This window comes from Pseudomonas sp. TH04, assembly GCF_016651355.1.
Classification (GTDB): domain Bacteria; phylum Pseudomonadota; class Gammaproteobacteria; order Pseudomonadales; family Pseudomonadaceae; genus Aquipseudomonas; species Aquipseudomonas fluorescens.
On the sequence record NZ_JAEKEA010000001.1, the window covers coordinates 5,756,197 to 5,769,405 of the forward strand.

The following is a 13,209-nucleotide window of genomic DNA, read 5'->3' on the forward strand; positions in this document are numbered from 1 at the left end:
AGCCAACCAACAGGATCATGACAAGTTCGTAATGAACGGTTTAAGGCTGGCGGCCGGACGCTTCGAGGATCAGGTCAGTGATTTCCCTGGCGTGGGACACCAGCGACAAGTGGCTCGACGGCAGCTCGATGGTGGTGGCGTTCATGCGCTTGGCGAGGAATCGCTCAAGGTCCGGGTTGATGGTCTGGTCATTGCTCGACACGGCGTACCAGGACGGCTTGGTGTGCCAGGCCGCATTGACGGTGCGGCCGCTGAACAGGCTCTTGGCAATCGGTTGTTGTACGGCGTACAGCTCAAGCGCTTTGGCGCGTGGCACATCGGCGGCGAAGTATTTCAGGAAGGCATCCTGGTTCAGGGTCAGGTAGCCGTCGTGCTCAACCACACCGGCGCGGACGGGCATGCTCGGGTAGTTGGCGGAAAGGGCGACGAAGTCTTCGTTGGCGTCCGGTGCACGGGCTGCCACATACACCAGGGCGCTGACGTGCGGGTTCGCACCGGCGTCGCTGATCACACTACCGGCGTAAGAATGGCCGACCAGCACGGTAGGGCCGTTCTGTTGGTCGAGTACGCGATTGGTCGCGGCGACGTCATCGGCAACCGATGTCAGCGGGTTCTGTACGGCGGTCACGTGCAGGCCGGCGGCCTGGAGGCGGGTAATGACGTCTGACCAGCTCGAGCCGTCAGCCCAGGAACCGTGCACCAGCACCACGTTGTCGGCTTTGACCGGTGCGACGGTGCCGGCCATGGCGGTGCCGGTACCCAGTATCAACAAGCTGGCGGCAATCAGGCAGAGTTTGCGTGCAGGTTTCATCGTGCGGCCCTTCATCTTCAGTGGGAAGTTGTGCCACCCGATGTGGGTGACTGACGACGCCACTGTAGGAAGTGAGGGTGCTGATAAGACTTACGGGTTGATGACAAACCTGTCATGCAATCGCTTGGTTAGCGGCGCGGCGCTGGCGTTTACAAGCGAGGAGGTGACCCGTAGATTGCATCGGGTCGATTATTTGTTAAATCCAAGAGGAATCCGCGTCGTGTCCATCCGAGGTTCTGCCGTATTTGCCCAACGTTACCGCGCGTTCCTGTTCGATATGGACGGCACGCTGCTCAACTCTATCGCGGCCGCCGAGCGTGTATGGAGCACTTGGGCTGAGCGCCACGGGCTGGATGTGTCGGCCTTCCTGACCACCATCCATGGCGCACGCGCCATTGACACCATCACCCGTCAAGCATTGCCAGGTGTGGACCCCAAAGTTGAAGCGCAGTGGATCACTGAGGCGGAAATCAACGATGTCGAGGGGGTCGTGGCGATTGGCGGCGCGGTCGAGTTTTTGAACGGCCTGCCTGGCGATCAATGGGCGCTGGTCACCTCTGCACCCAGGGAACTGGCGTTACGCCGCTTGGCTGCTGCGGGTATTGAACCGCCGGCAGTCTTGGTAACGGCTGAGGACGTTGCCAGCGGTAAGCCTGACCCCGCCTGTTATGTACTGGGGGCGCAGCGTTTGGGCGTACCGGTGCGCGAGTGCCTGGTGTTCGAGGATGCAACCGTGGGTATTCGAGCCGGGGTGGCGGCCGGCGCGGATGTCATGGTGGTTACCGCGACGCACCTGAAGCCCATGGCCACTGCGCATGCCACCATCCAGGACTATGAGCAGTTGCGGGTCCAGCGCGACACTGACGGCCTGCTGAGCTTGCAGGGCCTGGCGGACTGAAATGAAAAAAGCCGAGCCGTTTCCGGTCTCGGCCTTATTTGCGAGAGGTTTGATCAGGGGGTGCCTGTAGTCGGCTGTTTCTCATTCCCTGGCGTGAGATCACCATCTCTCTGAGGATCTCATTGGCGAGCTGAGCAATCGCTTCGGCACCGCGATAATTCGCGCGCACGATTCCGGTAATCGCGAAATGGTCGGTTTCCGGGCCACTGAGGATGGCAGACAGGGTGCCGTCAGCGTGCAAGGTACACGTAATCTTGTAGCTGGGCAGGCGCGCCGCCAGTGCCGACTCGATTTGGTATTTGTTGAGGCTGTCCATCTGCTTTAACGCCTTTGACTGACCGTGCAAGACCAAGCATAGATCCTGCTGCAAGGCTGTAAATACCAGCGATCAGATAGCGGACAAGCGAGCCTCAGCGGGCGGTTTTCTGCGTGGGACGTTGCGCGGCTCGTTGGCACAATTTGCGCAGAACAGCTTTTTGGATGGGCTGGAGGCAGAACGCAAACAGGTAGCCAGACAAGAAGAGCGCCAGGTCCAGCCACGAACGCTTGCTGGGGTCGCTGATCGCTTCAATTTCAAACCTCACGCCATATCCCAGCGCCACGAAGACCAACCCTATCAGCAGGGCTATTCCCCAGGACTTGGAAACCAGTGGCTGCTTTGCGTTTGGCCTCATCGACGTGCTCCTGAACGCACTCGGATGGCAGGATAATAATCAGGAGATTCGGCTGCGAATTACGCAACAAGTTCCAGGCGCCAAGACAGTTTCATCTTGCAGCGAAGCTGAACGCGTCTAGCGCGCGGATCGCGCAAGAAAGCGCGAACAGGCTGGAGGGATTTCGCCAGCCGTTACAGTGAACGAAAAGGCTGGCTACTGAGCAGGGCGTCAAGGAGTCTGGTTTTTGTCCGGAGCCGTGAGGCCGGCCTGGATGCGCTGGTAAATCTCCTCGCGATGCACGGCAACGTCCTTGGGGGCGTTGATGCCGATTCGTACTTGCTGGCCGCTGACGCCCAGAATGGTGATCGTAATGTCATCACCGATGTTTATGCTTTCACCAACTTTGCGGGTGAGTATCAGCATGGACTTCTCCTTGATTACTTTTAAGGGCACATGTTTCAGACAGGGCACGTGTCGGATGTGTGTAGCTTACTGCTAAGCGCTTCCCTGTGACTGCCTCTTTTAGGACGCATAGAGGCGACATTAATTCCCATGGCGGCATCATACAGGTCTGCGGTACATCATTCGCATTGTTTAAGCCAACGTTTATGACGGCCAGAATAGACAGTGAATGATAAAGTTGCCTCTTTATCCTTAAAGGAGCAGGGCAGTGCGTAAAGTAGCGATGGCAATTGTGGTGTTGGCATTGGCCGGTTGCGGTGAAGGTAAACCGGTCGATGCCCCCAAGGCCAAGCCTGCCGTGACCGAGAACCAGCCTCAAACCGGGGTGATTGCCGCTCAGGAGTGGGACGTGTGGGTGGGCCCGCCAGACCACAAACTGCAGGCGATCACCGACTTGACCGCCTGGCTGCTGGAACATGGTTTCAATTTTTATATCGTGAAGACCGACGGCAAGGACGAGGTTTTGCTGGGCCCGTTCGCGAGCAAGGCCGAAGCTGAAGCCAAGCAGGCCCTGTTGACCGAAAAACTGGCACGCGCCAAGAAAAATGATACCGAGTCGCAGGTTATCGAGCACAAGACTGCGCAGTAACCGGCAGGTTGGGCGGCAGTCCCGCCCATTTTCAGCCGCAGGCTTTCAGGTTCACCGGGCCGACAAACTCGTTACCGCGGCCCATCACACACGCCACGGTCTGGTTGCGCTGACGCTCCCAAGGTTGCACGGGGTAGGTCTTGTTCCAGGCTTCATACAGTTGGCGGTCCTGTTTGGAGAGGCGCAAGCCGTATTGTTTGCTCATATAGAAATAGGTCCGGGCGATCATCCCGCGAATGGATGGGCGGGGCATGACCTTCTTGGCCTTGAAGTCCACCTGGGTCAGGCATGACCCGTACTGCCCACGTTGCACCGGCAGCCATCCAAAACTGAAGTTGTTACGGTCGCCATTGACCTCACCGATGCTCGGCACCAGGTTGTGCAGGTCCGCCTCGGCGCGCTTGAACACGTCGTCGTAGCGCGTACAGTTTTTGCGCCCACCGGCTTGCCAGCACTGGCGCTGATGCCCGATCTGCCAGGCCGGGACGATGTGTTCCCATTCGATGCGTGCAGCGCGGTTGGCATTTTTGCGTGGGACGTAACCGCAGGCTTTCAAATCCACACGGTTGCCATTGTATTTGCAGCCGCAGTAGAACTCCGTGGACTGTGGTGCGTAGAGCTTCCAGGCGACTTTCTTGGCTTCACTGAAGGTTCGGGGCGCCTGAGCATGAGCGGTAACGGTAAAAAACAAGCAAAAAACAGCAATAAAACGGGCACTCATTGAATCAATCTTCCTTCGGCACAACCCAGAATATCTGCACGCCGCCATCATCCCGATAGGCGAGGGTGACGTTGTCGTTCTCGGCTATTTCTTCCAGCAAGCGCCCCCATTCCTCCTCTGGCTCGTCCGGCAAACGGAAGATCAGGGCGGCCTTGGCTTTCTGGGCGTTGGTCGAATTGATGATTTTTTGCACACGAACGGCGAGTCGCGTATAGGCGTCAGGCGAGGTTTGCGCTGCGGAAGAAGACGTTGCCACGGAATATTCCTTACTGTGCTGTACGTGCATACAGTATTTAACTGTTACGAATTTCGCAACTTATTAAAATCAAGCCAGTTGGTTTTGACGGTCCATTCAGACAGCGGGTGTCGCGCGGGGAATGTGTAGCGAGGGGCGAGCGGGGAAGTAGAGGCAAGCAAGCCCGCCTCTACCGGTGTCACCAACAATCAATATTCCCAGAACATCCGTTGCAATTCTTTGCTGTCCTGGGTCTTGGTCAGGGCAACCATTGCCAGAATGCGGGCTTTCTGTGGGTTAAGGTCGTGTGCGACAACCCAGTCGTACTTGTCGTCAGGCTGTTCAGCATTACGCAGAACGAAACCGCCGGCATTCACGTGGGAAGAGCGAATGATTTGCACGCCTTGCTTGCGCAGTTCCTGCAGGGCAGGGACGACTTTGGAAGACACCGAACCATTGCCGGTGCCGGCATGGATGATGGCTTTGGCACCGGCCTGGGCCAGGGCCTTGACGGCGGTGTCGCTCACGTTGCCGTAGCCGTAGGCGATTTCCACGTCTGGCAGGCTTTTGATGGTCTTGATGTCGAACTCGGAATCCATGGTGTGCCGCTTGGCAGGCAAGCGGAACCAATAGGATTTGCCTTCAACGACCATGCCCAACGGGCCCCACGGGCTTTTGAATGCTTCGGTCTTGATGTTAATCATTTTGCTGACGTCGCGACCCGATTGGATCTCATCGTTCATGGTGACCAGTACACCCTTGCCGCGAGCGTCTTTGCTGCCGGCGACAGCCACGGCGTTGTACAGGTTGAGCATGCCGTCAGCCGACATGGCGGTACCAGGACGCATTGAACCGACGACGATGATTGGCTTGTCGGTCTTTTCCACAAGGTTCAGGAAGTAAGCGGTTTCTTCGAGGGTGTCGGTACCGTGGGTGATAACGATGCCGTCCACGTCCTTGCTGTCAGCCAGTTCGGCTACTCGGCGACCCAACTGCAGAAGGTTTTCGTTGTTGATGCTCTCGGACGCAATTTGCATCACTTGCTCGCCGCGGACATTGGCGATCTGGCTAAGCTCAGGAACACCGGCGATCAATTGCTCGATACCGACCTTGGCCGCCTGGTAGGTGGCGCTGTTGGCGGCGCTGGCGCCGGCGCCGGCAATGGTCCCGCCGGTGGCGAGAATCACCACGTTGGCCAGCTTGGTCTTGGTTTCGACTTCCTTTGCCTGGGCAGCAACGGGGAACAGCAGCAGTAGGGCTAGGGCGCCCGGAACGAAGGTTTTCAGTGCAGATTTCATTATTTTTCTCTCTGGTTTTTGATGAGTGCGGTAGCAGGTTCATCTAGAACACCCGGGCGATTCTGAATGCCGCGAGGTGCTGAGAAAGAGCAGGATTTGTACCAGGCTGATGGTGGCCGAACATATAAATTAACGTGTTGATTTAAAACAACTTATATTGGTTTTGCAGGTGGGGCTGAGGGGCGTTTGTCCGGCTTTCCGAACAGTGAGGGGCTATTGCGTTCGGTTGTCCGAAAACCATGATGGAATATTCATGCAGGCGTGTATGACGGTGGGGCAGCTGCCTGTCGTTTCAGCGAGCGGTCGGGCGAAGGCCATGTTTAGTCACATCAGCTGTGCGGTGAAAGGCCTGGGTCAGATGAAAGGCAGATTTCCGTCGTTGACAAATCTCGACAAGGTTCTCATAGTTTGACTAACGCAAACGTTTGCGAGATGTTTCACGCAGCGCTCCCTGAGTATCGTGAAAACTCGTATCAGCCACCCGGGTGGGAGGGCTGCCGGAGCATTCTTCGGTGCAAGCGTTGCTTACAATAATCATAAGATCGGAGTGAACCCATGAAGCTGCCATTTGCTGGACGTCTTCTTGCTGTCGCTGTGCTTGCTGCCGCATCCGCTGCTCTACCTCTCTCCTCTGTATTCGCTGAAGACGCCGCCGCCAAACCCAAGGTCGGCCTGGTGATGAAGTCCCTTGCCAACGAATTTTTCGTGACCATGCAGGACGGCGCCAAGGACTATCAGAAAACCCACGCCGCTGATTTCGACATGATCACCAACGGTATCAAGAACGAAACCGATACCAGTGCGCAGATCGATATCGTCAACCAGATGATCCTCGCCAAAGTTAACGCCATCGTGATCGCCCCGGCCGACTCCAAGGCATTGGTCACCGTGCTTAAGAAAGCCTCGGATGCCGGCATCAAGGTCGTCAACATCGACAACCGCCTTGATCCGGACGTACTGAAAAGCAAAAACCTCAACATCCCGTTTGTGGGGCCGGACAACCGCAAAGGCTCCAAGCTGGTCGGTGACTACCTGGCCAAGCACCTGACCTCGGGTGACAAGGTCGGCATCATCGAAGGCGTGCCGACCACCACCAACGCCCAGCAGCGCACCGCAGGCTACAAGGATGCGATGGACGCTGCCGGCATGAAGATCGTTTCCACCCAATCGGGTAACTGGGAAATCGATCAGGGCCAGAAAGTCGCTTCCGCCATGCTGAGCGAATACCCGGACCTCAAGGCGTTGCTGGCGGGTAACGACAACATGGCACTGGGCGCAGTCTCCGCAGTACGTGCCGCAGGCAAGGCCGGCAAAGTGCTGGTGGTGGGCTACGACAATATCGAAGCCATCAAACCGATGCTGCAGGACGGCCGCGTCCTGGCGACTGCCGACCAAGCCGCTGCTCAGCAAGCTGTGTTCGGTATCCAGAATGCGCTCAAGCTGGTCAAGGGTGAACAAGTCGATGCCAAGGACGGCGTGATCGAAACCCCGGTCGAACTCGTCCTCAAGAAGTAATCCTGGCAGCACCCAACAGCGCCCGCTCGTCCTGAGCGGGCGCCTGGAGATTTTTCTTATGTCATCTTCCGCCCCGAACGCTGTCCTCTCGGTCAGCGGTATCGGCAAGACCTATGCCCAACCGGTTCTGTCCGACATCACCCTGACGCTCAATCGCGGGGAAGTGCTGGCGCTGACCGGTGAGAACGGCGCTGGTAAAAGCACGTTGTCGAAAATCATCGGCGGGCTGGTCACGCCGACCACCGGGCACATGCAGTTCAATGGCCAGGATTACCGCCCCGGTAGCCGCACCCAGGCTGAAGAGCTGGGCGTGCGCATGGTTATGCAGGAACTCAACCTGTTGCCAACGCTGACCGTGGCCGAAAACCTGTTCCTGGACAACCTGCCCAGAAACTGTGGCTGGATCAACCGCACCCAACTGCGCAAGGCCGCGATCGAGGCGATGGCCCACGTCGGGCTGGACGCGATCGACCCGGACACCCTGGTCGGGAGCCTGGGCATCGGCCATCAACAAATGGTCGAAATCGCCCGTAACCTGATCGGCGACTGCCATGTACTGATCCTCGACGAACCCACGGCCATGCTCACTGCCCGTGAAGTCGAGATGCTGTTCGAGCAAATCACCCGCCTGCAGGCCCGGGGCGTGGCGATCATTTATATTTCACACCGGCTCGAAGAACTGGCCCGCGTCGCGCAGCGTATTGCGGTGTTGCGCGACGGCAAGTTGGTCTGCGTCGAGCCGATGGCCAATTACAACAGTGAGCAGCTGGTCACCTTGATGGTCGGTCGCGAACTGGGTGAGCAGATCGACCTGGGGCCACGCACCATTGGTGGCCCCGCCCTGACGGTGAAAGGGCTGACCCGCTCGGACAAGGTCCGCGATGTGTCGTTTGAAGTGCGTGCCGGGGAAATCTATGGCATCTCCGGCCTGATCGGTGCGGGCCGGACTGAATTGCTACGCCTGATTTTCGGTGCCGACCTGGCCGACAGTGGCACGGTGGCCTTGGGGTCGCCAGCGCAGGTGGTGAGTATCCGTTCGCCGGTGGACGCGGTGGCTCATGGCATTGCTCTGATTACCGAAGACCGCAAGGGTGAAGGCCTGCTGCTGAGCCAATCCATCAGCGCCAATATCGCGCTGGGCAACATGCCGGAAATTTCCGGCGGCGGCGTGGTTAACCGCCGCGACGAAACGGCCCTGGCCAAGCGCCAGATTGATGCCATGCGCATCCGCAGCTCTAGCCCTGCACAGCTGGTGTCCGAGCTGTCGGGCGGCAACCAGCAGAAGGTCGTGATCGGCCGTTGGCTGGAGCGCGATTGCGCGGTGATGCTCTTTGACGAGCCAACCCGCGGTATCGATGTCGGCGCCAAGTTCGACATTTATGCGTTACTCGGCGAATTGACGCGCCAGGGCAAAGCGCTGGTCGTGGTGTCCAGCGACCTGCGGGAGCTGATGCTGATCTGCGACCGCATCGGCGTGCTGTCCGCCGGACGCCTGATCGAGACCTTCGAACGCGACAGTTGGACCCAGGACGAATTGCTCGCCGCCGCCTTTGCCGGCTATCAAAAACGTGACGCGCTGCTGAACGACGCAGTGCTTAGGGATACCCCATGAAAACAACAAACTCCCCGGGTAAAACCGGCGGCAACTTCTACGGCCTGGGTACTTATCTGGGGCTGGCCGGTGCCTTGCTCGCCATGATTGCGCTGTTCTCGGTACTCAGCGATCACTTCCTGTCCTATGACACCTTCAGCACCCTGGCCAACCAGATTCCGGACCTGATGGTGCTGGCGGTGGGCATGACGTTCATCCTGATCATCGGCGGTATCGACCTGTCGGTGGGCTCGGTGCTGGCCTTGGCGGCATCGGCGGTCAGCGTGGCAATTCTCAGCTGGGGTTGGGGCGTATTGCCGGCGGCTGTGCTGGGCATGGGCTGCGCGGCGTTGGCGGGTACCATCACCGGTTCGATTACTGTGGCCTGGCGCATTCCGTCATTTATCGTGTCCCTCGGTGTGCTGGAAATGGCGCGTGGCGTGGCTTACCAGATGACCGGTTCGCGCACCGCTTATATTGGTGATTCGTTTGCCTGGTTGTCCAACCCGGTTGCGTTCGGAATTTCGCCATCGTTTATCATTGCTTTGCTGGTCATCGTCGCTGCTCAGTTGGTGTTGACCCGTACTGTGTTCGGCCGTTACCTGATCGGTATCGGCACCAACGAAGAGGCGGTGCGTCTGGCCGGGATCAATCCCAAGCCCTACAAGATCCTGGTATTCAGCCTGATGGGGCTGTTGGCCGGTGTGGCGGCACTGTTCCAGATTTCACGCCTGGAAGCGGCGGACCCGAATGCCGGCTCCGGCCTTGAGTTGCAAGTGATCGCGGCAGTGGTGATCGGCGGCACCAGCCTGATGGGCGGGCGCGGCTCGGTTATCAGTACGTTCTTCGGTGTGTTGATTATTTCGGTGCTGGCGGCCGGCCTTGCGCAGATCGGTGCCACGGAGCCCACCAAACGCATCATCACCGGTGCCGTGATCGTGATTGCCGTGGTCCTCGACACCTACCGCAGCCAGCGCGCCAGTCGGCGGGGCTGAACCATGGCAACGATCAAGGATGTGGCAGCGCTCGCAGGTATTTCCTACACCACCGTTTCCCATGTGGTGAACAAGACGCGGCCGGTCAGCGAGCCTGTGCGGATCAAGGTTGAAGCGGCGATCAAGCAGTTGGACTATGTGCCGAGTGCCGTCGCCCGCTCACTCAAAGCCAAGACCACCGCCACCATCGGCCTGCTGGTGCCCAATAGCCTTAACCCGTATTTTGCCGAACTGGCGCGGGGCATCGAGGATTACTGTGAGCGTAATGGGTATTGCGTGATCCTCTGCAACTCCGACGATAACGCCGAGAAGCAGCGCAGCTACCTGCGCGTATTGCTGGAGAAGCGCATTGACGGCTTGATCGTGACCTCGGTAGGTGGCGATGACAGCGGCCTTGCTGCGGGATTGAGCGCGGTGCGCACGCCCATGGTGATTGTCGACCGGGCATTGGACGGCATTGATGTCGACCTGGTGCGTATCGACCACGAGGAAGGCGCTTACCTGGCGACCCGGCACTTGCTTGAACTGGGGCACCGGGACATCGCCTGCATTGGTGGCCCCGGCCACACCCGTGTGGCGCAAATGCGGCTTGCGGGCTACCACCGTGCGTTGCATGAGGCGGGCGTGGAAGTAACGGCCAGTCGCACCCTGGAAAGCGACTTCACCAGCACCGGAGGGTATGCCGCTGCGGTACAGTTGCTGTCGGAAAACCCGCCGAGTGCGATTTTCGCCAGTAACGACATGATCGGTTTCGGTGTATTACGTGCGGCAGCCGAGCGCAATATTCGTGTGCCTGGCGAGCTGTCGGTGATCGGTTTTGACGATATTCAAATGGGCCGCTACGTGTACCCGGCGCTGACCACGGTCGGACAGTCAATCCTGCAATTGGGCGAGACGGCCGCCGAACTCTTATTGCGACGAATTGCGACACCCCAACTGCCGATCGATCAGCGCATCGTGACGCCAAGCATTGTGTTGCGTGAGTCAACGGCGCCGTTTGCCGGTGTGTTCGCCCAATACCGCTGAACCGAATTGATGAGTACTGATGTATGCCAGCAAAAGTAGTGGTAATAGGCAGCTTGAACATGGATTTGGTCACCCGCGCCAGTCGCTTGCCGCGCGCCGGTGAAACCCTGATTGGCCAAACGTTTTCCACCGTACCGGGCGGCAAGGGCGCCAATCAGGCAGTGGCTTCGGCGCGCCTGGGCGCTGATGTGGCGATGATTGGCTGCGTCGGCACGGACGCCTACGGCACTCAATTGCGCGACGCGTTGCTGGTGGAGGGCATTGATTGCCAGGCCGTCAGCTCGGTAGACGGTTCGAGCGGCGTGGCATTGATTGTGGTGGATGACAGCAGCCAGAACGCGATTGTGATCGTTGCGGGAAGCAACGGTGAGCTGACGCCGGCTTCGTTGCAGTTGGCCGATGCGGTGTTGCAGGCGGCCGATGTGATCGTCTGCCAATTGGAAGTCCCTATGGACACCGTGGGCCATGCGCTTAAGCGCGGTCGTGAACTGGGCAAGACGGTGATCCTCAATCCGGCACCGGCCAGCGGCCCGTTGCCGAAGGAATGGTACGCCTCGATCGACTATCTGATTCCGAACGAAAGCGAAGCCGGTGAATTAACTGGCGTGACCGTCGACTCCCTCGACAGCGCCAAGGTCGCCGCGACGCAGTTGATCAAAGCGGGCGCCGGAAAAGTGATCATCACTCTGGGTGCACAGGGCGCGCTGTTTGCCGATGGCAACGGCTTTGAGCACCTGGTGGCGCCCAAAGTAAAGGCGGTGGACACCACCGCGGCCGGTGACACCTTCGTGGGTGGTTTTGCCGCCGCGCTTGCCAACGGTAAAAGCGAAGCCGAGGCCATTCGCTTTGGTCAAGTCGCCGCTGCGCTGTCGGTCACCCGCGCCGGTGCACAACCCTCTATCCCTGCATTGCAGGACGTTCAAGGTTTTATACCCTCATGAAAAAGACACCTCTGCTCAATATCGCCCTGTCGCGCGTGATCGCGTCTCTCGGTCATGGTGACATCCTGGTGATTGGCGACGCCGGCCTGCCGGTGCCGCCGGGCGTCGAGTTGATTGACCTGGCGCTGACTCAGGGCATTCCTGATTTCATCAGCACCCTGCGTATTGTGTTGAGTGAAATGCAGGTCGAAAGCCATGTATTGGCGGAAGAAATCCTGCTCAAGCAGCCTCCTGCGCTCACCTCGCTCAACGCGCTGACAGAACAAGCTGCCCTCGGCGAGCGTCGCCTGGTCAGCCACGAAGAATTCAAGCAGCTCAGCCGCAAGGCCCGCGCCGTGGTGCGCACTGGCGAGTGCCAGCCTTATTGCAATATCGCGCTGGTGTCCGGCGTAACCTTCTAGAGTTTTCTTACGACAAGGAGTGTGTCATGCAACGTGGTCTTCCAACCCTGAAAAACCTGTTTCGGAGTGTCCTGCTTTTGTCCGCGCTCACAGCCGCCAGCGCCCAAGCGGCGGAAAAAATCGACCTGATCATCGATACCGACCCAGGTGCTGATGACGTAGTGGCCTTGCTGTTTGCCATGGCCTCTCCGGAGGAACTGAGCATTCGTGCGCTGACCACCGTCGCCGGTAACGTGCGCCTGGACAAGACTTCCCGCAACGCTCGCCTGGCTCGTGAGTGGGCAGGGCGTGAGGAAATTCCTGTGTACGCAGGCGCGCCAAAACCGATGCTGCGCACGCCGATTTACGCTGAGAATATTCACGGCAAGGAAGGTATCTCCGGTGTCACCGTGCATGAGCCCAAAAAAGGCCTGGCTGACGGCAACGCGGTCGACTACCTGATCAAAACGCTCAGCACTGCCAAGCCGCACAGCATCACCATCGCCATGCTCGGCCCACAGACCAACCTGGCGCTGGCGTTGACCCAGGCTCCGGAAATCACCCAAGGCATCAAGGAAGTGGTGGTGATGGGCGGTGCGCACTTCAATGGTGGCAATATCACTCCGGTGGCTGAGTTCAACTTGTTCGCGGACCCTATCGCCGCTGAAATCGTGCTCAAAAGTGGCGTCAAGCTGACCTATCTGCCGTTGGACGTGACCCACAAGGTGCTGACCAGCGAAGCGCGCCTGAAGAAAATCGCAGCGATTAACAACAATGCGAGCAAAGTGGTTGGCGACATTCTCAATGAATACGTCAAAGGCGACATGGAGCACTACGGCATCCCGGGCGGCCCGGTACACGACGCTACCGTCATTGCTTATCTGCTCAAGCCGGCACTGTTCAGTGGGCGTGAGGTTAACGTGGTGGTGGACAGTCGCGAAGGTCCGACCTTCGGCCAGACCATCGTCGATTGGTATGACGGCTTGAAACAGCCGAAGAACGCGTTCTGGGTTGAGAACGGCGACGCCCAAGGCTTCTTCGATCTGCTGACCGAGCGCTTGGCGCGCCTGAAGTAATCTGTGTAGCGGTCG

The 13,209-nt window shown here is 58.8% G+C and carries 16 protein-coding genes; 9 read left to right on the top strand and 7 right to left on the bottom strand.

From position 1 onward, the window contains the following. Positions 1-40: 40 nt before the first annotated feature. Positions 41-811 (bottom strand): alpha/beta fold hydrolase, encoded by a 771-nt coding sequence (locus tag JFT85_RS25990; RefSeq protein ID WP_078827008.1) that lies wholly within the window; start codon positions 809-811, stop codon positions 41-43. A 220-nt stretch (positions 812-1,031) separates the two neighbouring features. Here JFT85_RS25990 and JFT85_RS25995 point away from each other — a divergent pair, with 220 nt between their 5' ends. Continuing rightward, positions 1,032-1,709 carry an HAD family hydrolase gene (locus JFT85_RS25995; RefSeq protein WP_078827007.1) on the top strand — a complete coding sequence of 226 codons (678 nt, stop codon included), beginning with the start codon at positions 1,032-1,034 and terminating at the stop codon, positions 1,707-1,709. A gap of 34 nt (positions 1,710-1,743) precedes the next feature. Here JFT85_RS25995 and JFT85_RS26000 read toward each other — a convergent pair whose 3' ends face one another. From JFT85_RS26000 to csrA, 3 genes are all read right to left on the bottom strand, one after another. Then, positions 1,744-2,025 (bottom strand): hypothetical protein, encoded by a 282-nt coding sequence (locus JFT85_RS26000; RefSeq protein ID WP_053258008.1) that lies wholly within the window; start codon positions 2,023-2,025, stop codon positions 1,744-1,746. Between the two features lie 94 nt (positions 2,026-2,119). After that, positions 2,120-2,383 (bottom strand): hypothetical protein, encoded by a 264-nt coding sequence (locus JFT85_RS26005; protein WP_053257068.1) that lies wholly within the window; start codon positions 2,381-2,383, stop codon positions 2,120-2,122. Between the two features lie 210 nt (positions 2,384-2,593). Beyond that, complete coding sequence (gene csrA, locus JFT85_RS26010; RefSeq protein WP_003192511.1) at positions 2,594-2,788, bottom strand: carbon storage regulator CsrA; 195 nt, start codon at positions 2,786-2,788, stop codon at positions 2,594-2,596. Between the two features lie 262 nt (positions 2,789-3,050). On the opposite strand from csrA, the gene JFT85_RS26015 reads away from it, so the two are divergent. Then, positions 3,051-3,416, top strand: coding sequence for an SPOR domain-containing protein (locus JFT85_RS26015; RefSeq protein WP_053257067.1), 366 nt, complete (start codon positions 3,051-3,053; stop codon positions 3,414-3,416). Between the two features lie 31 nt (positions 3,417-3,447). On the opposite strand, the gene JFT85_RS26020 is transcribed toward JFT85_RS26015, so the two are convergent. The 3 genes from JFT85_RS26020 to JFT85_RS26030 all read right to left on the bottom strand — a co-directional run bounded on the left by JFT85_RS26020 (position 3,448) and on the right by JFT85_RS26030 (position 5,670). Beyond that, positions 3,448-4,137 carry an endonuclease gene (locus JFT85_RS26020; RefSeq protein WP_053257066.1) on the bottom strand — a complete coding sequence of 230 codons (690 nt, stop codon included), beginning with the start codon at positions 4,135-4,137 and terminating at the stop codon, positions 3,448-3,450. 4 nt (positions 4,138-4,141) lie between these two features. Continuing rightward, positions 4,142-4,393 (bottom strand): DUF1654 domain-containing protein, encoded by a 252-nt coding sequence (locus tag JFT85_RS26025; RefSeq protein ID WP_169875153.1) that lies wholly within the window; start codon positions 4,391-4,393, stop codon positions 4,142-4,144. Positions 4,394-4,581: 188 nt separating this feature from the next. Continuing rightward, positions 4,582-5,670: an asparaginase gene (locus tag JFT85_RS26030; protein ID WP_053257064.1), complete on the bottom strand. Its 1,089-nt coding sequence runs from the start codon at positions 5,668-5,670 to the stop codon at positions 4,582-4,584. A gap of 555 nt (positions 5,671-6,225) precedes the next feature. Here JFT85_RS26030 and JFT85_RS26035 point away from each other — a divergent pair. From JFT85_RS26035 to JFT85_RS26065, 7 genes are read left to right on the top strand one after another with little or no spacing between them, the layout of a single operon-like run. Continuing rightward, on the top strand, positions 6,226-7,185 hold the full coding sequence (locus JFT85_RS26035; RefSeq protein WP_053257063.1) for a sugar ABC transporter substrate-binding protein: 960 nt from the start codon (positions 6,226-6,228) through the stop codon (positions 7,183-7,185). Between the two features lie 58 nt (positions 7,186-7,243). Next, entirely contained in the window at positions 7,244-8,797 is a 1,554-nt protein-coding gene (locus JFT85_RS26040; RefSeq protein ID WP_053257062.1) for a sugar ABC transporter ATP-binding protein, read from the top strand. Next, complete coding sequence (locus JFT85_RS26045; RefSeq protein ID WP_053257061.1) at positions 8,794-9,771, top strand: ABC transporter permease; 978 nt, start codon at positions 8,794-8,796, stop codon at positions 9,769-9,771. Before JFT85_RS26040 ends, JFT85_RS26045 begins: the two co-directional genes overlap by 4 nt. Positions 9,772-9,774: 3 nt before the next feature. Beyond that, positions 9,775-10,797 (top strand): LacI family DNA-binding transcriptional regulator, encoded by a 1,023-nt coding sequence (locus JFT85_RS26050; protein WP_201230677.1) that lies wholly within the window; start codon positions 9,775-9,777, stop codon positions 10,795-10,797. A 23-nt stretch (positions 10,798-10,820) separates the two neighbouring features. Beyond that, entirely contained in the window at positions 10,821-11,738 is a 918-nt protein-coding gene (gene rbsK, locus JFT85_RS26055; protein WP_053257059.1) for a ribokinase, read from the top strand. Continuing rightward, positions 11,735-12,139: a D-ribose pyranase gene (gene rbsD / locus JFT85_RS26060; RefSeq protein WP_201230680.1), complete on the top strand. Its 405-nt coding sequence runs from the start codon at positions 11,735-11,737 to the stop codon at positions 12,137-12,139. Before rbsK ends, rbsD begins: the two co-directional genes overlap by 4 nt. 26 nt (positions 12,140-12,165) lie before the next feature. Beyond that, positions 12,166-13,194, top strand: a complete 1,029-nt coding sequence (locus tag JFT85_RS26065; RefSeq protein WP_053257057.1) for a nucleoside hydrolase — start codon at positions 12,166-12,168, stop codon at positions 13,192-13,194. Positions 13,195-13,209: the final 15 nt, after the last annotated feature.

Excerpts from the sequence above, each read along its gene's own strand:
- JFT85_RS25990 (WP_078827008.1), bottom strand. The coding sequence starts at position 811 with ATGAAACCTGCACGCAAACTCTGCCTGATTGCCGCCAGCTTGTTGATA.
- JFT85_RS26000 (WP_053258008.1), bottom strand. The coding sequence starts at position 2,025 with ATGGACAGCCTCAACAAATACCAAATCGAGTCGGCACTGGCGGCGCGC.
- JFT85_RS26005 (WP_053257068.1), bottom strand. The coding sequence starts at position 2,383 with ATGAGGCCAAACGCAAAGCAGCCACTGGTTTCCAAGTCCTGGGGAATA.
- csrA (WP_003192511.1), bottom strand. The coding sequence starts at position 2,788 with ATGCTGATACTCACCCGCAAAGTTGGTGAAAGCATAAACATCGGTGAT.
- JFT85_RS26015 (WP_053257067.1), top strand. The coding sequence starts at position 3,051 with ATGGCAATTGTGGTGTTGGCATTGGCCGGTTGCGGTGAAGGTAAACCG.
- JFT85_RS26020 (WP_053257066.1), bottom strand. The coding sequence starts at position 4,137 with ATGAGTGCCCGTTTTATTGCTGTTTTTTGCTTGTTTTTTACCGTTACC.
- JFT85_RS26030 (WP_053257064.1), bottom strand. The coding sequence starts at position 5,670 with ATGAAATCTGCACTGAAAACCTTCGTTCCGGGCGCCCTAGCCCTACTG.
- JFT85_RS26035 (WP_053257063.1), top strand. The coding sequence starts at position 6,226 with ATGAAGCTGCCATTTGCTGGACGTCTTCTTGCTGTCGCTGTGCTTGCT.
- JFT85_RS26040 (WP_053257062.1), top strand. The coding sequence starts at position 7,244 with ATGTCATCTTCCGCCCCGAACGCTGTCCTCTCGGTCAGCGGTATCGGC.
- JFT85_RS26045 (WP_053257061.1), top strand. The coding sequence starts at position 8,794 with ATGAAAACAACAAACTCCCCGGGTAAAACCGGCGGCAACTTCTACGGC.
- JFT85_RS26050 (WP_201230677.1), top strand. The coding sequence starts at position 9,775 with ATGGCAACGATCAAGGATGTGGCAGCGCTCGCAGGTATTTCCTACACC.
- rbsK (WP_053257059.1), top strand. The coding sequence starts at position 10,821 with ATGCCAGCAAAAGTAGTGGTAATAGGCAGCTTGAACATGGATTTGGTC.
- rbsD (WP_201230680.1), top strand. The coding sequence starts at position 11,735 with ATGAAAAAGACACCTCTGCTCAATATCGCCCTGTCGCGCGTGATCGCG.
- JFT85_RS26065 (WP_053257057.1), top strand. The coding sequence starts at position 12,166 with ATGCAACGTGGTCTTCCAACCCTGAAAAACCTGTTTCGGAGTGTCCTG.